The organism is Pannonibacter carbonis (assembly GCF_003012935.1).
Classification (GTDB): Bacteria; Pseudomonadota; Alphaproteobacteria; order Rhizobiales; family Stappiaceae; genus Pannonibacter; species Pannonibacter carbonis.
On record NZ_PUDR01000001.1, the window covers coordinates 15,009 to 39,297 of the forward strand.

A 24,289-nucleotide genomic window follows, 5' to 3' on the forward strand; every position below is an offset into this window, starting at 1 on the left:
CATGACCACGACCATCGCCCTTCCCCGCCTGCCGCTCGGCGACCCGCACGACTGCACCGACGCCAACGACGAGCTGACGCTCTATCAGGCCTTCTACGACACGCTGATCCGCCGCACGGACACAGGCTATGTCCCGCATCTGGCCGAAACCTGGTCCGTGGAGCCGGATGCGCGCACCTGGACCTTCATCATCCGCCCCGGCGTCCGCTTTCACGACGGCAGCCCCTGCGACGCGGCGGTCGTCGCCGCCTCACTGGAGCGCATGGCCCGCGAGGACAAGGGCTACACGCTGGGCTCGCCCGCTGTCTGGCGGCAATATCTGGGCGGCGCACGCCTTCACGCCGAGGGCCAGATCCTGACCGTGCATCTTTCGCGCCCGATGGCCGACCTTCTCGATGTGCTGGTGCAGGGCTTCATCGTCGCGCCCTCGGCCTTCCCGCGTCTGGATGCCGGGGACCGCACCGCGATCTGCGGCACCGGCGCCTATATCTGCGAGAGCATCGGCGAAGGCGAGGTGATCGCCCGCCGCAATCCCGACTGGTTCGGAACGCCGGCGAAAAACGCGACCCTGCGCTTCCGGCTGGAGGCGGATCCCGTGCGCCGGCTGGCCATGGTGGCCGATGGCCGGGCCGCGCTTGCCAATTCCATTCCGCAGCCGCTGGTCAATGCCGGGCCTCCGGCGGGCGTGCAGTTCAAGCGCTTCACGATCCCCGTCTGCATCATCTATCTGCTCAATGCCGCCAAAGGCCCGCTGGCCGACGCAAGGGTGCGGCGCGCCCTGTCGCTGGCCATCGACCGCACCCGGATCATCCGCGAGGTGGTGCCCGATGCGGCCACGCCCCTCGCCGGCTTCGTCAGCCCCTTGCATTTCGGTGCCGGCCGCTCGCCGGTCGAGGGGCCGGATCTGGCAACGGCAAAGGCTCTGCTGGCGGAGGCCGGCCACGCCGACGGGCTGACGCTCGCCGTCGATTGCCCGACGCGCCTGCCCGATGAAGCCGAGCGGCTGACCGCGATCCTGGGGAGCGAACTTGCCCCGCTCGGCGTGCGGCTTGACGTGCACTATCACAGGGATCGCGAGGCCTATGCCCACATGGTGCGGCGCAAGGAGATCCGCGATCTCTGCGTCTTCGATTCCAGTCCGCTCTCCACCTTCCGCATCCTCTACGAGAAGATCGACAGCCGCGTTGCCGGCGCCTGGTGGGAGGGCTACCGCAACCCGGCCGTGGAGCGCCTGATCGACGCCGCGCGCACCGAGACCGATGATCGCCGCCGCCAGCACATCCTCGAAGAGGCCTATGCCGAGCTGCAGCGCGACCCGCCCTGGCTCACGCTCTACAACCCGATCCGCACCATAGCGCTGCGCGGCGCGCACCCCGGCTTCGTCATGCCCGTGGACGGCGTGATCGACCCGGCCACCCTGCCGCTGCTGCCGGAAGACGGAGCGCCGGCATGAGCAGGACCATGACCGGGGGCAGCGTGGCCGACCTGATCCTGACCGGCGGCTGGGTGATCCCGATGGACCCGGCCCGCCAGATCATCGAGAACGGTGCCGTTGCGGTCCGTGACGGCCGCGTGCTGGCCGTCGGCACCGCCGCCGACATCGCCGCGGCCTATAGGGCAGAGCGGATCATCGACACCACCGGCAAGGCCGTTCTGCCCGGCTTCATCGACGCCCACGCCCATGCCGGCCACGGCCTGATCAAGACCATGGCCATGGATGGCGGCGACCGCTGGGAGGAGATCTGCGGCGAGGTCTACACCACGGGCTCGACGCCGGAGTTCTGGTATGCCGAGGCGCGGCTGGCTGCGCTCGAGCGCCTGCGCTTCGGCGTCACCACCGGCGTCTCGCTGCTGGGCGGCGGTGACACGATCCTGCGCAGCGACGATCCCGTCTATGGCAGCGCCCACATCGAGGGCGTGCTGGAGGTCGGCACCCGCTCCATCGTCGCCGTCGGGCCGACCCGCGCCCCGCATCCGCGCCTCTATGCCAATGGTGGCCAGGATCCGAAATCCGTCGACTTCGCCACCCAGCTCACCACGTCGGAGACCTTGCTGGCCCGCTGGCACGGCGCGGGTGACGGCCGCATCCGGCTGGCCCTGATCTATCCGGTGCTGCGCGACGAGCATGCGGACAAGATGTCAGCGGCCGACTTTGCGGACGCCTGCACTCAGGCACAGCGCACCCGGGCCCTGTCGCGCGAGGCCGGGGTTCTCTTCACCCAGGATGGCTACACCCGGGGCGCGGTCCTGCGCGCCGAGGCACTTGGCCTCCTCGGCCCGGATGCGCTCCTCTCCCACGCCACCAACCTCACGGACGAGGAAATCGCCATCGTCGCGGCGACCGACAGCCGGATCGCCCACAACCCCTCGGCCATCGCCTCGATCCTTGGCCGCTGCCCTGCCATCGAACTGATGCAGGCCGGTGCTACGGTTGCCATCGCGTCGGATGCGACCGCCCCGGACCGCTCCGGCGACATGTTCCGCCACATGCAGCAGGCCATGCACTATCATCGCCGCCATTTCCGTGATCCGCTCGTCCTGCCGCAGGGCAAGGCGCTGGAGATGGTTACCATCGACGCCGCGCGCGCTGTCGGCATGGAGGCCGAAATCGGCTCGCTCGAGCCCGGCAAGCGCGCCGACATCATCACCGTCAACCTCGACCGCCCGCATCTGGCCCCCGCCAACATGGTTGTTCACCGTCTCGTGTGCTTCGCCAATGGCAATGATGTGGACACGGTCATCGTCGGTGGTGAACTCTGCCTTTCGGGTGGCAAGCCGCTCAAGGTGAGCGAGGAAGCGATCATCGCTGACGCCAACCGCGAGGCCGAGGCCATGATCGACCGCATCGGCGCGCATGCCGATCTGGCCCTGCCCGCCCATTTCTGGGGCACCCCGCGCCCCGCCATGCCGGAGACCGTCGCATGACGCTGCATATCCTCAATCCCAACTCGTCGCGGGTGGTCACTGACGGCATCGACGCCGCCATCGACCCGATGCGCGCCGTCAGCCCGGTGGAGATCCGCTGCCACCTGCTCGCCGAAGGTCCGGGCGGCATCGAGACCCAGGCGCATGTCGACGGGGTCGTGCTGCCGCTGCTTGCCCAGGCCCGCGCATTGGAGGACGGCGCCTCCGCCTTCGTCGTCGCCTGCTTCTCCGATCCCGGCCTTGCCGCCCTGCGCGAGCAGAGCCGCAAGCCCGTGCTCGGCATCGGCGAAAGCGCCTATCTGACCGCGCTGACGCTCGGCCAGCGCTTCGGCATCCTGTCGATCAAACGCGGTTCCGTGGCCCGCCACATCAAGACCCTCGGCGCGATGGGCCTTCTCGACCGGCTGGCGGCCGACCGTCCGATTGACCTCGGCGTCGCCGAACTCAATGACAGCGACCGCACCTTTGCTCGGCTCACCGCCGTCGGCACGCGGCTGCGCGACGATGACAGCGCCGACGTCTTGATCCTCGGCTGCGCCGGGATGGCGCGCTATCGCCTTGACCTTGAAAACACCCTCGGGATACCGGTGGTCGACCCATGCCAGGCGGCCACCGCCATGGCCATTGGCCGCATCGCCCTTGCCCGTTGTTCCTGATCCTGAACCGGAAGCCTGAAAATGACCCGACTGACTGAAACGGCCCGTGGCGTCTATGTCATTGCCGCCACCCCCTTCACCGACAGCGGCGAGATCGACTTCGACAGCTGCGACCGCATGGTCGACTTCTACCTCGACGCCGGCGCGACGGGCCTCACCGTCCTCGGCATCATGGGCGAAGCGCCGAAGCTGACGACGGACGAGTCCTCGACCATCGTCGCGCGCATCCTGAAGCGCGTGAACGGCCGCGTGCCGATCGTCGTCGGCGCCTCCGCGCCGGGCTTCGCCCAGATGCAGGACCTCACCCGCCGGGTGATGGATGCCGGCGCGGCCGGCGTCATGGTCGCCCCTCCCGGCTCCCTGCGCACCGACGACCAGATCGTCACCTACTACACCCAGGTGGCCGAATTCCTCGGCGACACGCCCTTCGTCGTGCAGGACTTCCCGCTGACCACCGGCGTGCAGATGGCCGTTCCCGCGCTTGCCCGCATCTTCAACAGCCTGCCGACCGCCGTCTGCCTGAAGCACGAGGACTGGCCGGGCCTTGCCAAGATCACGGCGCTGCGCAAGGAAGGCACGCTGAACCGCCGCATCTCGATCCTCTGCGGCAACGGCGGCGTCTTCCTGCCGGAGGAGATGGAGCGCGGCGCCGATGGCGCGATGACCGGCTTTGCCTATCCGGAGATGATGGTCTCCGTGGTCGAGCACCACGGCAAGGGGGACATGGAGCGCGCCCGCGACCTGTTCGATGCCTATCTGCCGCTCGCCCGCATGGAACAGCAGCCCGGCGCCGGCCTTGCCATCCGCAAGTACATCATGTTCAAGCGCGGCATCATCGCGAGCCCGGCGCAGCGCAAGCCCGGCGCCAACCTCGATGCCCTGTCCCGCGCTGAAATCGACACGCTGATGGCCCGTCTCGACCGCCGTCTCAAGGAACTCGCATAAGGAACCGCTCCCATGGATCTCGGACTGAATGGCAAGCGCGCCCTGGTGCTGGGCGCCAGCCGCGGCCTCGGCCGCGCCATTGCCGAAGTGCTGGCGCGTGAAGGCGCGCATGTTGTTGCCGCCGCCCGCACGGCCTCGGCCATCGACGAATGGGCCGCGGCCCTGCCCGGCGCGAAGGTCACCGCCCTGCCGCTTGACCTGACCAACCTTGCCGCCATCGACGCAGCGCTCGACAAGCTGCTCGCGGAAGGCGGCGTCGACATCCTCGTCAACAACATCGGCGGCCCGCCCCCGGGCCCCGCACTCACCACCGACCGCGCGCTCTGGATCGCCCAGTTCGAGGCGATGGCCGCCAACCTCTTCCACCTGAGCGGCCGGCTGATCCCGGCGATGCAGGCGAAGAAATGGGGCCGCGTCATCACCATTGCCTCGTCGGGCGTCGAACTGCCGATCCCCAATCTGGCCCTGTCGAACGGCATCCGCTCCGCCGTCGTCGGCTGGTCGAAGACGCTGGCGTCCGAGGTTGCCCGCGACGGCGTCACCGTCAACGTGGTGCTGCCCGGCCGCATCCACACCACCCGCATCGACGAACTGGACGCCGCCGCCGCCAAGCGCAGCGGCAAGACCGTCGAGGAAACCGCGAAGGCCTCGGCCGAGTCGATCCCGATGGGCCGTTATGGCCGCCCGGAGGAATTTGCCGACATGGTCGCATTCCTCGCCTCGGAACGGGCCGGCTACGTCACCGGCAGCATGATCCGCATCGACGGCGGCGCCACCCGCAGCCACTGACGGGTTGGCGGCCAGGCTGATCGGTCCAGAAGGCCCTCCCTTGCCGCAGTCCCCTCTCCCCCCTTGAGGGCCTGTTGCGTACTTGGCCAGACGGCTTTCGTGGCCTTTCCGCTCCCCTCCCCCTTGTGGGGAGGGGTGGGGGGCACGGGCCACCGTCAGATCGCAAAGTGTGCGCAGTGCGTCTGGTAAGAAACGAGTAGCCTGGATTTAAGTCCGCTCCCCCCACCCCCAAACCCCTCCCCACAAGGGGGAGGGGGGGCGGAGAGGCTCCGACAGTGTTAGACCAGCCCGGCACGGTCTGTCACATCGAACATGGTGCAGACCGGATCTCAGCCGGGAGTGCCTTGCTGTGGCGAGAGGGGCTCCAGTTACCCGGCTCGGCGCTTCGCTTGGCAGGGATGACGAACACTGGATGCCGCTTCGGTCAAAGAAAAAAGCCCCGCCGGTTCGCCCGGCGGGGCCTTTCGTGTTCAGCAATCCGCGACCGGTCAGGCCGGCTGCATCTCGAGGGCGAAGCAGGCGGCGCGGCCGATTGGCGTGTCGCGGTCCTTCGGCGCTTCCACCTTGCAGCGGTCCATGGCAACCGGGCAGCGCGGATGAAAGGCGCAGCCGGAGGGCGGGTTGATCGGGTTCGGGATCTCGCCCTCCACCGGCTTGCGGCGCCGGCCCGACATGGCAAGGTCCGGCACCGCGTCGAGCAGCATCCGCGTGTAGGGATGCTGCGGCTGGCGGAACAGCGACTTGCCCTCCGACACCTCGACGAGGCGGCCGAGATAGAGCACGCCGATCCGGTTGGCCATGTGGCGCACCACCGACAGATCGTGGCTGATGAACAGGTAGGTCAGCCCCAGTTCATCCTGCAGGTCGCGCATCAGGTTGAGGATCTGCGCCTGGACGGACACGTCCAGCGCCGAGGTCGGTTCGTCGCAGACGATGAACTCCGGCCGCGACGACAGCGCGCGCGCGATGGCGATACGCTGGCGCTGGCCGCCTGAGAACTCGTGCGGGTATTTCTCCGCATCCTTCGCCGACAGGCCCACCGTGTCGAGCAGCTTGCCGACCTGATTGGCCGCATCCGCCCCGCTCGCCAGACCGAAGGTATGGATCGGCTCGGCGATGATGTCACCCACATGCCAGCGTGGATTGAGGCTCGCGAACGGGTCCTGGAAGATCATCTGGAACCGGCGGCGGATCGCGCGCATATCCGCACCGACGGTCCCGGTCATGGGCGTGCCGTCAAAGAGGATGCGCCCGGAGGACGCCGGGATCAGCCCGACCACCATCTTGGCGATGGTCGACTTGCCCGAGCCCGATTCGCCCACGAGGGCAAAGGTTTCGCCCTTGCGGATCTCGAAATTGACATCGGCAACGGCGGTTAGGAACTGACGCTCTTCCCGCTCGATGACGCGGTTCAGCCAGGGCTTGGAGACATCGAAGCGCCGCCACAGGTTTTCAACGCGGATCAGGGCCTCAGACATTGGCCATCTCCTTCTGGTACAGCCAGCAGGCCACCTGCCGCCCGCCGGGACGATCAATTGGATCCGGTCGCTCCGTATGGCAACGGGCAAACACTTGGTCGCAGCGCGGATTGAAAGCGCAACCCTTCGGGATCGACGTGAGACGCGGCATCGCCCCGGGGATCTGGACCAGCCGGTCACTGTCCTGGGTCAAGGTCGGGATCGAGCCCATCAGACCGCGTGTGTAGGGATGCTCGGCGCGCGTGATCACGTCATGCACCGGGCCGATCTCGGCCAGGCGTCCGGCGTAGAGCACCGCCACCCGGTCCGCCGTCTCGGCAATCACGCCCATGTCGTGGGTGATCAGCATGACGGCCGCTCCGCGTTCGCTGCACATCTCCTTGATTAGGTCGATAATCTGCGCCTGCACCGACACATCCAGCGCCGTTGTCGGCTCGTCGGCGATGACCAGTTCCGGCTCGGCCGCCAGCGCCAGCGCAATCACCACGCGTTGGCGCATGCCGCCGGAGAAGTGATGCGGGTAGTCGTCGATGCGCCGGGCCGCAGCCGGAATGCCGACGCGGTCAAGCAGGGCAATCGCCCGCTGGCGCGCCTCGACCTTGGACACCGGCATATGCGTCAGGATGGTCTCCGTCAGCTGCTGCGCGATGGTGTAGAGCGGATTGAGGCTGGTCAGCGGATCCTGGAACACCATGCCGATGCGGCGGCCGCGGATCTTGCGCATGCCCTCCGGCGGCAGGTTGTCAATCCGCTCGCCCTTCAGGCGGATCTCGCCGCCGGCCACACGGCCCGGCGGTTCGAGCAGACCGATGATGGCCGCCCCGGTCAGTGATTTGCCAGCCCCGGACTCACCGACGACGCCAAGCACCTCGCCGGCGTGGATGTCGAAGGAGACCTTGTTGATGGCGGTCAGGATGCCGCGACGGGTGGGAAACTCCACGACCAGATCGCGGACGGACAGAAGAACGTCAGCCATGGCTCACCTCAGGCGCGGGTTGAGCGCATCGCGCAGCCAGTCACCGAGCAGGTTGACCGAAAGCGCCAGCGCCAGAAGGGTGACAGCCGGGAACAGCAGGATCCACCATTCACCGGAGAACAGGAAGCCCTGGCCGATGCGGATCAGGGTGCCCAGCGAGGGCTGGGTCGGCGGCACGCCGACACCGAGGAAGGACAGCGTCGCCTCGGCAATGATCGCCAGCGCAAGGTGAATGGTGGCGATCACCAGCACCGGTCCCAGCACGTTTGGCAGGATGTGCGTGGAAACGATACGGGCAGGATGCACGCCGATCACACGCGCGGCCTGCACATATTCCTTGTTCTTCTCCACCATGGTGGAACCGCGCACGACACGGGCGAAGGGCACCCATTCCGAAAGACCAATGGAGACGATCAACACCCAGATCGCCAGTTCCTCGCGCATGTCCTGCGGAATGAAGCCGCGCGCCACGCCGAAGATCAGCAGCGCGATCAGGATCGAGGGGAAGGACATCTGCACATCGGCGATGCGCATCAGCAGACTGTCGACCCAGCCGCCACGCCAGCCGGCCAGCAGGCCCAGCGTGATACCCAGCACCATGCCGAACAGCACCGCCGAGAAACCGACAAACAGAGAGATCCGCGCGCCATAGAGAATGGCGGAGAGAATGTCGCGACCCTGGTTGTCGGTACCGAGAAGAAAGACGTTGCCGGTAAAGGCATTCGGCTCCCCCGGAGGGGTAAACCCGTCCATCAGGTTGAGGCTTGCCGGGTTGAACGGATCATAAGGGGCGAGCAGCGGCGCAAAGATCGCCGGCAGGATGATCGCCAGGGAGACAAGTGTCGCAAGGATGGCGACGGGTGAGCGGCGGAAGGAATAGGCGATATCGCTATCCCAGGCACGGGCGAAACTGTTCATCTGCGTCCTCCCAACGGCAAGGCCACAGCCGGGGCAAGGTCGTTGAAGACCATATGCCGGCGGGCGTCGCTGGAATTCGGAATTGCGGGGGCGGGTTTCGGGCTGTCGGTCATCACATCAGCCTCGTCTCAATGACGCGCCGACGCGCGGTCAACGCGCAGCCGCGGATCAACCACGTAATAGAGCAGGTCGACGATCAGGTTGATCACCACGAAGATGAAGGAGATCAACAAAAGATAGGCAGCCATCACCGGCACATCGACAAACTGCACCGAATTGATGAACAGCGCGCCGACCCCCGGCCACTGGAACACGGTCTCGGTGATGATGGCGAAGGCAATGATCGAGCCGAGCTGCAGGCCGGCAATGGTGATCACCGGAACCAGCGTGTTCTTCAGCGCATGGCCAAAGTTGACGGCCCGGTTGCTGAGCCCACGGGCCCGCGCGAACTTGATGTAGTCGGTGCGCAGCACTTCCAGCATCTCGGCCCGGACCAACCGCATGATAAGGGTCATCTGGTAGAGGCCCAGCGTAATCACCGGAAGGACCAGAGAGGCGCGGCCGGAGCCTGTCAGAAAGCCTGTTGTCCAACCTCCGACAGTGACCGTTTCCCCTCGACCGAAACTAGGCAACCACTGGAGTTCGACTGCAAAAACCCAGATCAGCAAGACACCGATCAGAAAGGTCGGCAAGGACACGCCGATCAAAGAAGTCGACATGATGGTCGCCGCAGCCACACCGCGCCGATTGAGTGCTGTATAGACCCCCAGGGCGACGCCCGCCACGAAGGCGACGACACCGGAGACCAACGCTAGCTCCAGTGTTGCGGGCAACCGCGACAGGATCAGTTCCATCACGGGCTGCTGCAGCCGGTAAGAGATGCCGAAGTCCCCCTGGACCACGCGCCCTATGAAACCGAGGAACTGCATGAGAACGGGATCGTTGAGGCCAAGATGCTCGCGCAGCGTTTCGCGATCGGCAATAGAGGTCTCCTGCCCGACGATTGCGGCAATCGGGTCCCCGACAAAGCGGAACATGACGAAGGAAACCAATGAGACGACGAGCATCACGAGAACGGACTGGACCAGCCGCCTCAGAATGAATGCAATCATGTTATGTCCCCGGAAAAGCAGCCGGAGCCCCCTTCTGCGTGGGGCTCCGGCATCATTCAGGTCAAGATCACTTGAACTTGACGTCGGTCATCTTCGGCTGGTTTTCCGGATGCACGGCGATGCCGATGTTGTCGCGCGTCGCATAAGCCAGCAGCTGGTTGTGCACCGACAAGAGCACGCGGTCCTTCTGTACCTGGTCCCAGATCTTCGTCACGGTCGAGTTGCGGACGTTGGTGTCGATCTCGGTCGCAAGCGACTTGATCATCGCATCGACTTCCGGGTTCAGGTACTTGGTCGCATTCCAGCCACCACGAGCGCCTTCCGGCGAGTGGATGAGGAAGTCGAAGACGTAGGCGCTATCGAAGGTCGGCACACCCCAGCCGAGGAGGTAGAAGTCGGTTTCGAACTTCTGGATCAGCGGGAAATGCAGCGTGCGGGACTGCGACACCAGGTTTGCCTTGATGCCGATACGGCCGAGCATGCCGACATAGGCCTGGCAGATCGCTTCGTCGTTCAGATAGCGGTCATTGGGGCAATTCAGATCGACCGAGAAACCTTCCGGGTAACCAGCCTCAGCAAGCAGGGCCTTGCCCTTTTCGTAGTCAGGCTCCGGGTAGGCGTCCAGATCCGGGGTCCAGCCGTTGACGAAGGGAGGCATTGCGACGCCAGACGGCAGAGACTGCCCGCGCATCACGACCTTCATGATTGCATCGCGGTCCATGGCAAGCGCCATGGCTTCGCGCACTTCCGGCTTCTTGAACGGGTTGTCCGGGGTATTCGCCGAACGCAGCTTGTCAGAGCCCTGATCATACCCAAAGAAGATCGAACGGTTCTCTGGACCAGTGGTCACGGCGACGCCAGGCGTATTCAGCAGGCGCGAGATATCCTGCACCGGCACGTCCTGAACGAAGTCGACTTCACCCGACAGAAGAGCGGCAACGCGGGTCGCAGCTTCCTTGATCGGGGTGTAGACAATCTCGGTCACATCCGGCTTGGTGTCCCAGTGACCGTCGAAATAGGTCAGAACTGTGCGCACTTCCGGATCACGTAACGTCACCTTGTAAGGGCCGGTGCCATTTGCGTTGCGCACCGTGAACTTTTCTTCAGCGTTCTTGCGGTCCTGCGGCATCTCGACACCGTTCGCCGCAATCCAGTCCTTGTCCATGATGAAGAAGTTGGTCAGGTTCTGGACGTAGAGCGGGGACGGGCCGTCCATCTTGATGCGCACGGTATAGTCGCCGTCCGCCTCAGCGCCGACAACGCCGGAATGCAGGCCCTTGAAGTCTGAGGTTTCCTTGCGCACGCGTTCCATGGACGCAACGACGTCCTCGGCGGTGAGCGCCGCGCCATCGTGGAACTTCACGCCTTCACGCAGCTTGAAGACCCAAACCGTCGGATCAAGCGGATCAATGTTCCACTCGGTCGCCAGGCCCGGCATCAGCGTACCGTCGACCGCACGGGTGACCAGCGTTTCATACACGTGATGCAGCAGGGTCGACGTCGGGCCTTCGTTGGCCGAGTGCGGGTCCAGCGTCAGCGCGTCGCCGACACGTGCCCAGCGCAAGGTCTTGGCCTCGGCCGGGGCAAAGGTCAGCGCCAGCGCGGCACCAGCGAGCAAGGCGGCGGTCGTCCGGCGCAACAGCGCCGACCGCATCAATCCGAAACTCATGGAGTTCTCCTTCCACTTTTCCTGTTGTTGCTGACCCCGAGGATCAAGCAGCCAGATTTTGTTCCCCTTAGCTGACCCAGGAGGAATTTTCTTCCTCTCTCAACGGACACACAACAATGTGCATCCCCGTTGGGGTCAAACTTAGGCGATACTACCTATGGAAACCGGAACTTCAAGCTTCAATAGAAAAAGAATTCACGCCTTCCCGAGATGTGCTTGCACACTGGGCCGGAAGACTCCCGCACACCGGACAAATCAAGGTTTTCCTTGGATTTGACTTGAACCGCAGCGCCACCAACCACGGTGAGGACATGCAGTATACCCGTCAAAAATAACAACATCCGGCCGGTTCGTTGCATTTGGCGGCTAGCAGGCCCGGCACTTCATTTCCGAATTTTTCCGGACCTGATTCTGTCTGGCGGGTGATCCAGTCCTTCTGCCGCAACGTTTGTCTCCCGAACATGTCTTTGCCCAGGACGTGCCATGCCGATAACGCGCCGCGCCATGCTAGCCCTGCCGCTGTTTCTGGCCATCCGGCCCGCAACAGCGCAGGAGCCGCTTTCCTGGCTACCGGCCGTAAAACGCGGCGAGGTAGTGGCCCTGCTGCGTCATGCCTTGGCGCCTGGAACCGGCGATCCGGAGGGGTTCCGGCTTGGGGATTGCAGCACACAGCGCAACTTGTCGCCCGCCGGGCGGGATCAGGCCCGCGCTATCGGTGCCCGGTTGCGCGACATTGGACTTGAAAAGGCGGGGGTTTTCTCCAGCCAGTGGTGCCGTTGCCTTGACACAGCGCGGCTGCTGGACCTTGGCGAAGTCAAGGAACTGCCCGCGTTGAACTCGTTCTTCGCCGATCCTGGCCGGAGATCTGTTCAGACCCGCGAGTTGGACACCTGGCTCGCCGCGCAGACCTCTGCCAAGCCGCGAATTCTCGTGACCCATCAGGTCAACATCACGGCGCTGACAGGCATCGTCCCGGCCAGCGGCGAGCTTGTCATAGTCAGCCGGCTTTCAGGTGCGTCACCCCGCTTGGTCGGCACGGCACGCCTTGCCTGAACGCCCGACGCTCAGGTGGCTCGCTCAGTGTCTTCCAACATGGCAGTGACGATCCACTGCCGGAAGGCCTTGATCTTGGGGCTGTTGCGCCGTGCCGGCGGATAGCACAGCCAGTAGCCGCTGCCATCGTCACAGGTCAGCGGAAAAGGTTGCACGAGACGGCCGCGCTCGATCTCGTCGCGATAGAACCAGGGTGTCAGGATCGCGACCCCCTGCCCAGCTGCCGCCGCATTGGCCTCCAGGATCTGCGCGCCCAGCCGCGTCTGTGTTCGACTGCCAAGGTCGGTGCAAGTTACCCCGGCCGCCTCGAACCACAGTTGCCACCAGGGATCCGACGGATCAATGATCTTCAGCTTGAGAAGATCCGCCGGCTCCCGAAGTCCACCAATTCCCTGCGCCAGATCTGGATGCAGCATCGGCGTGAAGGTTGCGGGCAAGAGAAGTTCCGACGTCAGTCCCGGCCAGTCCCCCTTGCCGGAGCGGATCGCGACATCGACCGGATCACGGCCGAAATCTGTCAGCTGGCCGGAAGTTTCAACCCGGACCGCGAGTTTCGGCTGCAACAGCTGGAATGTCCCCAGATGCCGGGCGAGCCACTGGGTGGCGAAGGTCGGAACGCAGCTGATGGTCAAAGCCCCCTCCGCCTGCGCCCGCACCCCCGCAAAGGCATCACGGATCAGATCGAACGCGTCATGCACAGCCGGCGCCAGCTGACGGCCAAGATCGGTCAGCTCAACGTGCCGCGCCGCCCGCCGAAACAACGGACCGCCGCTGCGCTCCTCAAGCAGCTTGATCTGATAGCTCACCGCCGCCTGTGTCATGCCCAGCTCCTCGGCCGCGCGGGTGAAATTGCCGCGCCGCGCGGCGGCTTCGAAGACACGGAGCGCTGCCATCGGGGGCAAATCAGTCATTAAACCACCTTATGTCTCTGGTTGGTCGTTTGATTGGTTTTTACCCCGGTTTGCGGACTAAGTACGCTGCAGACATAGCAGCACGAAAACCTCTCCCATGACAAGCATCGCCGTATATCTCTGGAAGAACGGAGTTTTCTCAATGTTCAGGGCCATATTCACCAATCCACACCGTACCTTGGACGACGCCGAACGAAGCGAACGGCTCCGTGCGATCGATACAAGGAACTTATCAGTCGATTTGCAGCAGGACATTGGCCTGCGTGACGGCCGCCCCTTCCGCAAGGGCCCCTGAGGCCTCGCCGCCATCGCAGCATCGCTCCGGTAGCACCCCTTGACCCTGCCGCCGGAACGCAAACGGCCGCCCCCTTTGCCCGGGGGCGGCCGTGTTTCATTGCCTGTCGGACTGCTTATTTCATCGAGGCAACGAACGCATCCACCTCTTCCAGCGGAATGTAGGTGTCTTCCTTGGTGCCCTCGTTGGTGAAGCTCCACACCACGGCCGGTGCCGAGACGTCGCCGTTGGCATCGAACTTCACGTTGCCGGTCGCGCCCTGGTAGAGCACGGTGCCGCCGCCCGCGAGGATCTTGGTAGCCTCGGCAAAGCCGGCCGCATCCGCCGTCACCGGCGTGCCCTTGGGATCGGTCACCTTGGCGACCATCGCCGCGATCTGCGGACCCTTGGCGTCCTTGCCGGCCGCCTGCATTGCCAGGAGCGCGATCATGGTCGCGTCATAGCTGTTGGCGAGACCGGGACCATTCGGCTGGCCGCCGAACTTCTCGACATAGCGCTTCACGAAGGCTTCAGCGGAGGGCGTGCGCGGCGAGGACGTGTCGGTGCCCACTGCATTGCCGAGATACTCGATTCCGACATTCTTGCGGAAGTCGTCAGACTTCAGCGAGTTGGCCATGATCATGTTCTGCGTGCCGCCGAGCGACAGCCATTCGCGCACGGCCGCCGTCCCTTCGGTCGGGTAAAGCGCCAGGTAGACCGCTTCCGGTTGGCCGGCCAGCGCCTCGGCCACTTCCGCCCGGTAGGAGGGCTGGGCATCGTTCAGCGCCACCTGCGCGGTCACCTTGATGCCGAGCTTCTCCAGATTGGCGGCAACGATCTTGCCGATGTCCTGGCCCCAGTCGTCGTTCTTGTAGAGGATGGCGACCGACTTGTAGCCCTTGTCGCGTGCCACCATGGCGCCGACGGCCGCCTGCACGCGCGAGGTGGCGAAGGTGCGGAACCACAGGCCGTCGGTCTTGCCCTGTTCGGCGAGCTTGGTGAAGGCGGTCGAGGACGAGCAGCAGGACATCTGCATCACCTTGCCCGGCACGGTCACCGAGGTCAGGATCGGCATCGACACGCCGCTCGACACCGATCCGAGCAGCACCGGCACCTGGTCGATGTCGACGAGCGCCTTGGCCGCGTCCACACCCACCTTCGGGTCGGTCTGGTCGTCGCGCAGCACCAGCTCGATGTTGCAGCCGGCAACGCCGCCGACCGAATTGACCTGCTCGACCACGAACTTCGCCGTCTCGGCGATGGGTCGGCCCCAGTCGACCGAGATCGGCAGCACCGCGCCGATCTTCTGCGTGCAGGACTGTGCCATGGCCTCTCCCGCCACGGGCACCAGCCCCAGTCCGAGAACCAGCCCAAGCCCGGCTGTGTGAACACTCCGCTTCATCGTCATCTTCTAGTCCCCTCTGCTCAATGTCCGGGTTTTCCCGATTGCGATACGACCAGCCGTTCCGGAAACAGTCCCTGCGGACGCCAGAGCAGCATGCCGACGATGACCAGACCGATCAGGATGAACTGGATCGAACCGGTATAGAGTTGCGCCTCGACGGGCGCGAAACGGGAGAGGGCCCAGCCGCTGGCGGTCCAGGCGCCCCAGATCAGGAAGGCCCCCGCAATGGCGCCCCGGTTGTTGCCCGCGCCGCCGACGATCAGCATGGCCCAGATCTGGAAGGTCAGCGTGGGGAGCACGTCCTGCGGGCTGACGAAGGCATAGAAAGTTCCATAGAGGCCGCCGGCCAGCCCCATGATCGCCGAGCCGGTAACAAAAGCGGTGAGACGGATCCGCGCCGGCATCTTGCCGAGCGAGCGGGCCGCGTCCTCGTCCTCGCGGATCGCCCGGAGCAGCCGGCCAAAGGGCGAGCCGGCCAGTCGCTGCAGCACTCCATAGACCAGCAGCAGAAGCACGAGCACGAAAGCCAGGAACACGGAGTTATAGTTCAAGCCATCGCCGAGCAGGTCCCGCATGGGGCGCTCGAAGCCCCGCAGGCCCTGCGCGCCGCCGGTCAGCCACAGCGCATTGCGCATGACATTTTCAAAGGCCACCGCCACGCCGAAAGTGGCAATCGCCAGATAATCATGCCTGAGTTTCAGCGTCAGACGGCCGACGATCCAGGCCAGCAGCGCCGCCGCCGCGATGCCGCCGGCGAGCGCCACAAGATAGGGCAAGGCAAAGCCGCCCAGATGCTCGTCCTGCGGCTGGCCGCCGAGGATCAGCGTGACATAGGCCCCGGCCCCGAAGAAAGCCGCGACCCCGCCGTTGAAGAGGCCCGTGTTGCCCCACTGCAGGTTCAGCCCCAGCACGGCGATGGCCAGGATCGAGGCCAGCGTGGCGAAAAAGACCAGATAGGACAGGATCCCGATCATGCGCGCACCTCGCCGAAGAGACCGTTCGGGCGCACCAGGAGCACCGCGAGAATGATGAGGAAGGGAACCGAGGGCGAATAGCCGGAGGGCAGGATCAGCAGCGCGAGGCTCGAGGCGATGCCGACGATCATGCCGCCCAGCGCCGCGCCGTAGATGCTGCCGATGCCGCCGACGATGGCCGCGGCAAAGATCGGCAGCACCAGGTCGCGGCCCATCACCGGCGACAGGTGGTTGGTGAGGCCGTAGAAGATACCGGCCGTAGCCGCCAGGCCGCCGCCGATCACCCAGATCAGCACGATCATCCGCTTCAGCGGAATGCCGTTGACCTGCGCCAGCGACGGGTTCTCCGCCACGGCGCGCAACGCATAGCCGAGCGTCGTGCGCGACAGCACAAGATGCAGCACCAGCATGATGACCAGCGTTGCCGCCAGCACGAACACCTGATCCGGCTTGATCAGCAGCAGCGGATCCCGGCTGACCACCACGGCAAAGGCGATGCCCTTGGAATAGAGTTCCGTGTGCAGCCCGAAAATGAGCCCGATGACATTGCGCACGATCAGCGCGACACCGAAGGAGGCAAAGACCATCGACAGTTCGCCGCCCTTCTCCCGCACCCGGCGGAAGACGAACCGGTCGATCAGCACGGCGGAGGCGCCGGTGATCGCCATGGCAATGGCCATCGCCACGACAAGCGATCCGGTCAGGGTCAGCGGCGCGAGCTTTGCCCCCAGCGTGGCATTCACGCCCTGGAAGACCCGGTCGAACACCAGCGCCGCATAGGCGCCGATGGTCAGAAGCTCCGCATGGGCAAAATTGGCAAAGCGCAGCATGTGCATGACCATCGTCAGCCCGATTGCGCCCAGCGACAGGACCGCACCCACGAGAATGCCGTCGGCAAGCGATTGGATCATGATGCCCTCAGCCTCTTGCCGCCCAGATAGATCTCGCCCACCACCGGATCGGCAATCAGCGCGGCGGCCGATCCGTCGATCTGGTTGCGCCCGTCGGCGAGGATGTAGCAGTGGTCGGCGATGCGCAGCGCCTGCTTCACGTTCTGCTCGACCAGCAGGATGGTGGTGCCCTGCGCCGTCAGTCCGCGCGCGAGCGCCAGGACTTCTTCCGCCGCCTTCGGCGACAGGCCGGCGGAGGGCTCGTCCATCAGGATCAGCGACGGCTTCACCGCCAGCGCCATGGCAACCGCCAGGAACTGCCGCTGGCCGCCCGACAGCGCCCCGGCCCTTTCCTTCTGTTTGGCCGCCAGCGGCGGAAACCGGGTGAACAGCTCGTCGAGCCGCGCTCTGGCCTCGCCGCCCGCCTTGCGCAGGGCCAGGTCCAGGTTCTGGCGGATGGTCAGCGTGCGGAAGATGTTGTCGGTCTGCGGCACATAGGCGATGCCCTCGCCCGCCATCCGGTCCGGTGCGATGCCGGTGATGGCCCGGCCTGCCAGCGTCACCGATCCCCCGCTCACCGGCACCAGCCCGGCAATCGCCTTGATCAGCGTCGACTTGCCGGCGCCGTTCGGCCCGATGATGACGGTCACGCTCTGCGGCGCGACCGTCACCGACACGTCCTTCAGGATCGGCAGGTCCGGGATATAGCCGGCCACCAGCCCGCGCACCTCAAGTCCCGCCCCGGTGGGTCCCGTCTCAGGCATCGGCCATGCTCCCCAGATAGGCATCCAGCAGCACCGGATTGGCCTGCGCCTCGGCGGCGCTGCCCTCGAAGACGACGCGGCCTTCGGCGAGCGCGATCACCGGGTCGCAGTGGCGCATGACGAAATCCATGTCGTGCTCGATGATGACGAAGGTCTTGCCCTGCCGGTTCAGCTCCTCGATCTTCTCGATCAGGATACCCGTCAGCGTCGGGTTGACGCCGGCCGCCGGCTCGTCGAGCAGGATGATCGCCGGATCGCCCATCAAGACGCGCGCCAGCTCCAGCAGTTTCATCTGCCCGCCGGAGATCTTGCCGGCCGGATGGTCGGCCAGCTTGGCGAGGGTCACGAACTCCAGCACCGCCATGGCGCGCTCGCGGTTGCGCTTCTCCTCGGCGGCGACCCGCGCGGGGAACAGCAGCGGCCCGAGGAGGCTTTCCCCGGACTGCGCCACCGGCGCCATCATCACGTTTTCCAGCACGCTCATCCGGGCAAAGGGCCGCGGGATCTGGAATGTCCGCCCCAGCCCCTTGCGGAACAGCGCATCCGGCGCAAGTCCGGTCACGTCGGCCCCCTTCAGGGTGACGCGGCCGGAACTCGGCCGCAGCATGCCGGTGAGCAGGTTGAACAGCGTCGACTTGCCGGCGCCGTTCGGGCCGATCAGGCCGGTGATGGTGCCGGCGCGGATGTCCAGCGACACGTCGTCGACGGCCCGGAAGCCGTTGAAGTCGCGCGACAGGCCTCGGGTCGACAGCAGGATCTCAGCCATGGCTCGCCGCCTCGAGAACCTGATCATCCGGCCGGGTGTTGAGGTTGTATTTCATGATGCGGCCGTGCCGGCTGGTCCGGTCGCCTTCAAGGCCGTAGACGGGACCGCTCGGGCCCTTCGCCTGCGCAATCACGGCGGCAATCCGCGCCCGGTCGGCCTCATCCAGCGTCAGGCGGAACACCTCCAGCGTCTTCGGCAGATGCCGGGCGTAGCGTGCGCCGACGATGGCGGCGGCGACCTGCGGCTGGTCCAGCACCCAGCGCGTTGCCACGCTCGACAGCGACACGCCGTGCCGGTCGCCGACGGCCTTCAGCGTTTCCAGCAGCGTCTGGAACAGGTCCCAGGAGCCGAACTCGTCGATGATCAGCCGGTACTTCACCAGCGACCGGTTGTCGAAGGCAAAGCCCGGATCGGGCTGGCCCAGCCAGGCCTCCGTCAGGAAGCCGCCGGCCAGGGTGCCGTAGCACAGCAACTGCATGTCCTGCGCCCTCGCCCAGGAGGCGAGGCCTGTGGCCGGGCGCCGGTCGAGGATCGAATACTGCACCTGCGCCGAGACCACGTCGAAGCCCGCATCCGTAAAGCGAGCCATCTGCATCTCGTTCCAGTTGGTCGTGCCGAGACTGCCGATCTTGCCCTTCTCCTGGCAGCGCTTCAGCACCTCGAAGGCAGAGACTGCATCGCCGATGCTGAGATCCCACCAGAAGAACTGCACCAGATGCAGCCGGTCGATCTGCAGCCGCTTCAGCGACCGGTCGACAATGGCTTCCACCTCGTCGGGGCGGATGTCGGCCAGCCGCGACAGGTCCGGCACCAGCTTGGTGTGCACGACCGCGCGCTCGGTCACCTCGGCGCCCCGGCGCTTGCGCACATCCTCAATGAAGCTGCCGATCATCTCCTCCACGCCGGTGTAGATGTCGGCGCAGTCAAAGGTCGTGATGCCCGCATCGAGGAAGGCTTCCATGTCGGCGATCGCGGCCTCGCGCTCGACCGAGCCATGGTCGCCGGCCAGCTGCCAGCCGCCCTTGATGACGCGGGAAATCCTGTGGCCGGGACGCAGGTCCGCGGTTTCGACTTGGGTCATTCGTCAGGGCCTCCCTCGGCCTTCTTCCAGTAAGGGGTCTCGCGCGCCTCCGGCAGGCCGGTGGTCTCGCTGTGGCTGAACCGGCGCTTGCCCGTCCGGGTGATGCGGAAACGGCCGCCGCAATGGGGATCCGGACAAGCCACTTCCGCGTCCGTGGACATCCAGTCATACGGCGAGGTCTCGCGCTGCTTGGCCGGCAACAGCGGCAGCACGGCGGCGAGCGCATACATCGACACGCGCTGCCCGGGCTCGAACACCAGCGCCTCGCCCTCGACGCGAAAACTCTCGCCCTCGATGTGGCGACAGACCGGCGTGCGGCCGTCAAGGACCGTCTCGACCTTCAGGTCATAGAGCCAGAAGCCGTCGTCGGCTGCCGGCCGAGCAGGTTCGGCTCCTGCGCTCCCGCCGTTGCGCTCTGTACCCCCAACTGCCCCTGCCTTGTTGTCGGCCACTCCGTGAGCCCTCCCCTATCGGCGTCCGGATATCTGTGATATTTGATCTTAGGTATGGGATCTTGAGATTGTCAATCGACCGCGCATGGTTAAACTTCAGGCAGGTCAGCCAGTGGCTGTAGCGGTCCTGAACCGAGACAAACCGCAGCCGGGCGAGACATTCGGGGAGCAGCACATGAGCGCACCGCGCATCGCGAGGATCGACCAGTCAAAACTCAGGGAGAACGTCTATTTCGCGCTGCGCGACGCCTTTACACGCGGCGAGTTCGCCCCCGGCGACACGGTCAGCCTGCGTGATCTGGCCGAACAGCTCGGCACCTCGATGACCCCGGTGCGCGAGGCCGTCCGCCGTCTCGTGGCCGAGGGCGCGCTCATCGACACGCCAAGCCGCACTCTGCAGGTGCCCGCCTTTGATGCACGCCGCATGCAGGATCTGAAGCAGGCGCGGCTGGCGCTCGAGGCTCTCGTGCTCGATCTCGCCATGGACCGCATGACGCCGGAGATCATCGCGGCGATGGAGGCGGTCCTGACCACGCACTCGGACCCCGGGATCACCGGCCCCGACTTGCAGCAGAATTACGACTTCCACTTCACGCTCTACCGCGCCAGCGAGTCCGAGGTGCTGCTGCCGCTCGTCGAAGCGCTCTGGCTGCAGTACGGCGCCTATCTCAACCTCATCATCAAGCATGAGGAAGCCTTGCGCATGCCGGAGCACAAGCACCACCAGGAGATCATCGCCGCCCTGAAGGCGGGCGACCGGGCCGCCGCCCATGCCGCGCTTGCCAATGACATCGAGCGCAGCTTCCGCGTGCTGGTGCCGACAGCCTGACCGTTTCCTTTCGCCGTTATCGACATCGACACAAGAGACCGTTCATGACCCGTCACCCGGCTTCGCCGCTCACGCCCGCTCGTCCCGACCGTTTCCCGCTGGCTCCGGGGCTGGAGATCAGCCGCGCCCTCACGGGCCTGTGGCAGGTGGCCGACATCGAACGCAAGTCCGGCCCGATCGACCCTGATCTTGGCGCGGACTGGCTGGAGGCCTATGTCCGCGACGGCTTCACCACCTTCGACATGGCCGACCATTACGGCACCTCCGAGCTGATCACCGGCCGCCTGCTGTCGCGCTTTGCAAACGGCAGCGCCGACCGGCCGCTTGCCTTCACCAAATGGTGCCCCGAACCCGGCCCGATGACCGCCGACGTGGTGCGCGCGGGCGTCGAGGAGCGGCTGGCGCGCCTCGGCACCGACTGCATCGACCTGCTGCAGTTCCATTGGTGGAGCTTCGAGCATCCGGGCTGGCTCGACGCCCTGCACGAGCTGACGCGCCTGCGGGCCGAGGGACTGATCCGCGAGATCGGCGTCACCAATTTCGATGCCGCCCACCTGCATCTGGCACTGGCCGACGGCATTCCGCTCGCCACCAACCAGGTCTCCTTCTCGCTGGTGGACCGGCGCGCGGCGGGCCAGCTGGCCGAGGTCTGCAGCGCCCACGGCGTGCATCTTCTGGCCTATGGCACGCTCTGCGGCGGCTTCCTGTCCGGCCGCTGGCTCGGCCAGCCGGAGCCGCACGACATCGAGGACTGGAGCAAGATGAAGTACAAGCGCTTCATCGACACCATCGGTGGCTGGACTGCCTTCCAGGGCATCCTTGCGGCTGCCGGCGCCATCGCCACGAAGCACGGCGTCTCGATTTCCAACGTCGCCACCCGCTGGGTCCTCGAGCAGACGGCAGTCGCCGGCGTCATCATCGGCGCACGCCTCGGCGAGGCCATGCACACCGCCGACAATCTCAAGCTCTTCGGCTTCAGGCTGGACGCGGAGGACCACGCTCGTCTCGATGCGGCCTTTGCCGCGACACAGCCCGTGCCGGGCGACTGCGGCGATGAATACCGCAAGCCCCCCTTCCTCACCGCCTCGGGGGATCTCAGCCATCACCTCAGCGAGATGCCGCGCGCCAGCACCACCGAACTGACGCCGCACCGCCCCGGCGGCCTGCGCGTGCTGACCGGCTCGGAGTGGGAGGACATCGCCGGCTATTGCCGCGCCCAGCGCATCGGCGACCGCATCCTCGTCTCCGGCACCACGGCCACGGCCGGCGCCAGCCGCCCCGTCGCCCCGCAGGATGCCGCCGCCCAGACCACCTATATCCTCGACAAGATCCAGTCGGCCCTGACCGCGCTCGGCGCCAGCGCCGAGGACGTGGTCCGCACCCGCGTCTATCTCACTGACCCGGAGGATGCCTTGCCGGTGTCGCGGGCCCATGGCCGCGTCTTCGGCGAGATCAAGCCCGCCAACACCCTCCTCGCCGTCGCCCGCCTGATCGGCGACTACAAGGTGGAAATCGAGGCCGAGGCGATCATCCGGCCGTAAGTCCGCTCGATCCCGAAAAGGACGCCGGACGCCTCACGCGTCTAGCGTCTGGGCCGCGTGCAGGTCGGCATAGAGGCCGCCGCGTGCCACCAGCTCGGCATGGGTGCCGCTCTCGGCGATGCCGCCCTCGGCCACCACGACGATGCGGTCGGCGTTGCGGATGGTGGCGAGCCGGTGGGCGATCACCAGCGTCGTGCGCCCATGCGACAGGCTGGCGAGGGACCGCTGGATCTCCCGTTCCGTCTGGCTGTCCAGCGCCGAGGTCGCCTCGTCCAGGATCAGGATCGGCGGGTTCTTGAGGAAGATCCGAGCGATCGACAGGCGCTGCTTTTGCCCGCCGGAGAGCTTCACCCCGCGCTCGCCGATGATGGTATCGAGCCCGTCCGGCATCGAGGTGATGAGGTCGGCCAGATGCGCCCGCCGGGCCGCGTCCCAGATCTCGTGCTCGCTCGCCCCCAGCCGCCCATAGGCGATGTTCTCGCGGATCGAGCCACCGAACAGGAACACGTCCTGCTGCACGATGCCAATCTGGCTGCGCAGGGACGTCATGGTGTAGTCGCGGATGTCCGTGCCATCGACAAGAATGGCTCCCTGTGTCGGCTCGTAAAAGCGCGGCAGCAAGGACAACAGCGTCGTCTTGCCAGCACCCGACGGCCCGACAAAGGCGATGGTCTGTCCGGCACGGATCTCCAGGTTCACATGGCTCAGCACGGGCCTTTCGCCGGAATGGGCACCGGAATAGCCGAACGAGACATCCTCGAAGCGGATGTCACCCTTCAAAGGAGGGGCTACCCGGGCCGTCGGGGCATCGGTGATGTCCGGAGCGGTGCCGATCAGGTCGAGATAGCGGCGGAAGCCAGCGATGCCCTTCGGATAGGTCTCGATCACCGAATTGATCTTCTCGATCGGCCGGAAGAACACGTTGACCAGCAGCAGGAAGCCGACGAAGCCGCCATAGGTCAGCTCGCCGCGCAGCACCAAATAGCTGCCCGCCAGCATGACGAGAAGCTGCACGATGCGCATGCTCATGTAGCTGAGCGTCGTGGAGGCGGCCATGATCTTGTAGGCATCGAGCTTGGTGGTGCGGTACTTCTGGTTGTCCGCCTCGAACAGGCGCTTTTCATGCGCCTCGTTGGCAAAGGCCTGCACCGTGCGCATGCCTCCGACATTCTCCTCGATGCGCACGTTGAAGTCGCCGATTCGGCCATAGATGCGGCGCCAGTTCTGCGTCATCTGCCCGCCGTAGCGGCTCGTCACCCACATCACCAGCGGCACGATGAGCCCGGTCATCAGCGCCAGATGCACATTCACCCAGAGCATCAGCGCAAAGGCACCGAGGAAGGTCATCACCGCGATGAACAGATCCTCCGGCCCGTGATGCGCCACCTCGCCGATCTCTTCCAGATCCTTGGTGATCCGCGCGATCAGATGGCCGGTCTTGTGGTTGTCATAGAAGCGGAACGACAGTTTCTGCAGGTGCTCGAAGGCCTTGCGCCGCATGTCGGTCTCGATGTTGATCCCGAGCATGTGCCCCCAATAGACCACCACCGCATTGAGGCCGCCGGTCACGAGATACATGACAAACAGCCCCGCCCCGGCCAGAAGGATCAGCGAGACGCTCTGCTGCGGCAGCAGCTGGTCGACAAACATCGTCACCGCAATCGGGAACGCCAGTTCCAGCAGACCCGCAACAACGGCACAGCCAAAGTCGAGAAGAAACAGCCCCCGATAGGGAGCGTAATAGGCAAAAAATCTGGAAAGCATGGGACCGTCCGGCGGGGAACGAGGCAGGAGCAACCCTGCGTAGCGCCTTTCGCGGTCGGTCGAAAGGTCGCTGTCCCCTGAGAATGCCTGTTTGCCGCGCGCTGTAACCCTGTCGAC

At 65.7% G+C, this 24,289-nt stretch carries 22 protein-coding genes; 8 read left to right on the forward strand and 14 right to left on the reverse strand.

The window, feature by feature from the left end; all coding sequences use genetic code 11:
- The first annotated feature begins 1 nt into the window (after nucleotide 1).
- From C8348_RS00075 to C8348_RS00095, 5 genes are read left to right on the forward strand one after another with little or no spacing between them, the layout of a single operon-like run.
- Nucleotides 2-1,453 carry an ABC transporter substrate-binding protein gene (locus C8348_RS00075; RefSeq protein WP_106751230.1) on the forward strand — a complete coding sequence of 484 codons (1,452 nt, stop codon included), beginning with the start codon at nucleotides 2-4 and terminating at the stop codon, nucleotides 1,451-1,453.
- Nucleotides 1,450-2,925 (forward strand): amidohydrolase family protein, encoded by a 1,476-nt coding sequence (locus C8348_RS00080; protein WP_244293905.1) that lies wholly within the window; start codon nucleotides 1,450-1,452, stop codon nucleotides 2,923-2,925. The genes C8348_RS00075 and C8348_RS00080 overlap by 4 nt, the downstream gene beginning before the upstream one ends.
- Nucleotides 2,922-3,581, forward strand: coding sequence for an aspartate/glutamate racemase family protein (locus C8348_RS00085; RefSeq protein ID WP_106751231.1), 660 nt, complete (start codon nucleotides 2,922-2,924; stop codon nucleotides 3,579-3,581). The genes C8348_RS00080 and C8348_RS00085 overlap by 4 nt, the downstream gene beginning before the upstream one ends.
- Nucleotides 3,582-3,602: 21 nt before the next feature.
- The gene (locus C8348_RS00090; RefSeq protein WP_106751232.1) at nucleotides 3,603-4,526 is read left to right on the forward strand and encodes a dihydrodipicolinate synthase family protein; all 924 of its coding nucleotides are present in this window, start codon (nucleotides 3,603-3,605) and stop codon (nucleotides 4,524-4,526) included.
- 12 nt (nucleotides 4,527-4,538) lie between these two features.
- Nucleotides 4,539-5,315, forward strand: a complete 777-nt coding sequence (locus tag C8348_RS00095; RefSeq protein ID WP_106751233.1) for an SDR family oxidoreductase — start codon at nucleotides 4,539-4,541, stop codon at nucleotides 5,313-5,315.
- A 488-nt stretch (nucleotides 5,316-5,803) separates the two neighbouring features.
- On the opposite strand, the gene C8348_RS00100 is transcribed toward C8348_RS00095, so the two are convergent.
- The 5 genes from C8348_RS00100 to C8348_RS00120 form a co-directional block, all read right to left on the reverse strand.
- Complete coding sequence (locus C8348_RS00100) at nucleotides 5,804-6,793, reverse strand: ABC transporter ATP-binding protein (RefSeq protein WP_106751234.1); 990 nt, start codon at nucleotides 6,791-6,793, stop codon at nucleotides 5,804-5,806.
- On the reverse strand, nucleotides 6,786-7,769 hold the full coding sequence (locus tag C8348_RS00105; RefSeq protein ID WP_106751235.1) for an ABC transporter ATP-binding protein: 984 nt from the start codon (nucleotides 7,767-7,769) through the stop codon (nucleotides 6,786-6,788). The genes C8348_RS00100 and C8348_RS00105 overlap by 8 nt, the downstream gene beginning before the upstream one ends.
- Nucleotides 7,770-7,772: 3 nt before the next feature.
- Complete coding sequence (locus tag C8348_RS00110) at nucleotides 7,773-8,687, reverse strand: ABC transporter permease (protein WP_106751236.1); 915 nt, start codon at nucleotides 8,685-8,687, stop codon at nucleotides 7,773-7,775.
- Between the two features lie 128 nt (nucleotides 8,688-8,815).
- Nucleotides 8,816-9,799: an ABC transporter permease gene (locus C8348_RS00115; RefSeq protein WP_106751237.1), complete on the reverse strand. Its 984-nt coding sequence runs from the start codon at nucleotides 9,797-9,799 to the stop codon at nucleotides 8,816-8,818.
- A gap of 67 nt (nucleotides 9,800-9,866) precedes the next feature.
- A complete protein-coding gene (locus C8348_RS00120; RefSeq protein WP_244293906.1) occupies nucleotides 9,867-11,468 on the reverse strand; it encodes an ABC transporter substrate-binding protein in 1,602 nt (533 codons plus the stop codon).
- 483 nt (nucleotides 11,469-11,951) lie between these two features.
- Between C8348_RS00120 and C8348_RS00125 the strand changes: the two genes are divergently transcribed.
- Nucleotides 11,952-12,521 (forward strand): histidine phosphatase family protein, encoded by a 570-nt coding sequence (locus C8348_RS00125; RefSeq protein WP_106751238.1) that lies wholly within the window; start codon nucleotides 11,952-11,954, stop codon nucleotides 12,519-12,521.
- 11 nt (nucleotides 12,522-12,532) lie between these two features.
- On the opposite strand, the gene C8348_RS00130 is transcribed toward C8348_RS00125, so the two are convergent.
- From C8348_RS00130 to C8348_RS00165, 8 genes are all read right to left on the reverse strand, one after another.
- Entirely contained in the window at nucleotides 12,533-13,432 is a 900-nt protein-coding gene (locus C8348_RS00130) for a LysR substrate-binding domain-containing protein (protein WP_106751239.1), read from the reverse strand.
- Nucleotides 13,433-13,842: 410 nt separating this feature from the next.
- Nucleotides 13,843-15,108, reverse strand: a complete 1,266-nt coding sequence (locus C8348_RS00135) for an ABC transporter substrate-binding protein (RefSeq protein ID WP_106751637.1) — start codon at nucleotides 15,106-15,108, stop codon at nucleotides 13,843-13,845.
- Nucleotides 15,109-15,131: 23 nt separating this feature from the next.
- A complete protein-coding gene (locus C8348_RS00140) occupies nucleotides 15,132-16,085 on the reverse strand; it encodes a branched-chain amino acid ABC transporter permease (protein WP_106751240.1) in 954 nt (317 codons plus the stop codon).
- A complete protein-coding gene (locus C8348_RS00145) occupies nucleotides 16,082-16,996 on the reverse strand; it encodes a branched-chain amino acid ABC transporter permease (protein WP_106751241.1) in 915 nt (304 codons plus the stop codon). Before C8348_RS00145 ends, C8348_RS00140 begins: the two co-directional genes overlap by 4 nt.
- Nucleotides 16,993-17,739 carry an ABC transporter ATP-binding protein gene (locus C8348_RS00150; protein WP_106751242.1) on the reverse strand — a complete coding sequence of 249 codons (747 nt, stop codon included), beginning with the start codon at nucleotides 17,737-17,739 and terminating at the stop codon, nucleotides 16,993-16,995. Before C8348_RS00150 ends, C8348_RS00145 begins: the two co-directional genes overlap by 4 nt.
- Entirely contained in the window at nucleotides 17,732-18,505 is a 774-nt protein-coding gene (locus tag C8348_RS00155; protein WP_106751243.1) for an ABC transporter ATP-binding protein, read from the reverse strand. The genes C8348_RS00150 and C8348_RS00155 overlap by 8 nt, the downstream gene beginning before the upstream one ends.
- Nucleotides 18,498-19,586, reverse strand: coding sequence for an aldo/keto reductase (locus tag C8348_RS00160; protein ID WP_106751244.1), 1,089 nt, complete (start codon nucleotides 19,584-19,586; stop codon nucleotides 18,498-18,500). Before C8348_RS00160 ends, C8348_RS00155 begins: the two co-directional genes overlap by 8 nt.
- Nucleotides 19,583-20,038, reverse strand: a complete 456-nt coding sequence (locus tag C8348_RS00165) for a TIGR04076 family protein (RefSeq protein ID WP_106751245.1) — start codon at nucleotides 20,036-20,038, stop codon at nucleotides 19,583-19,585. Before C8348_RS00165 ends, C8348_RS00160 begins: the two co-directional genes overlap by 4 nt.
- Before the next feature lie 175 nt (nucleotides 20,039-20,213).
- Between C8348_RS00165 and C8348_RS00170 the strand changes: the two genes are divergently transcribed.
- Together C8348_RS00170 and C8348_RS00175 are read left to right on the forward strand one after the other, a co-directional pair.
- Nucleotides 20,214-20,867: a GntR family transcriptional regulator gene (locus tag C8348_RS00170; RefSeq protein ID WP_106751246.1), complete on the forward strand. Its 654-nt coding sequence runs from the start codon at nucleotides 20,214-20,216 to the stop codon at nucleotides 20,865-20,867.
- Between the two features lie 44 nt (nucleotides 20,868-20,911).
- Nucleotides 20,912-22,408, forward strand: a complete 1,497-nt coding sequence (locus C8348_RS00175) for an aldo/keto reductase (protein WP_106751247.1) — start codon at nucleotides 20,912-20,914, stop codon at nucleotides 22,406-22,408.
- Nucleotides 22,409-22,441: 33 nt separating this feature from the next.
- On the opposite strand, the gene C8348_RS00180 is transcribed toward C8348_RS00175, so the two are convergent.
- Nucleotides 22,442-24,172 (reverse strand): ABC transporter ATP-binding protein, encoded by a 1,731-nt coding sequence (locus tag C8348_RS00180; RefSeq protein ID WP_106751248.1) that lies wholly within the window; start codon nucleotides 24,170-24,172, stop codon nucleotides 22,442-22,444.
- Nucleotides 24,173-24,289: the final 117 nt, after the last annotated feature.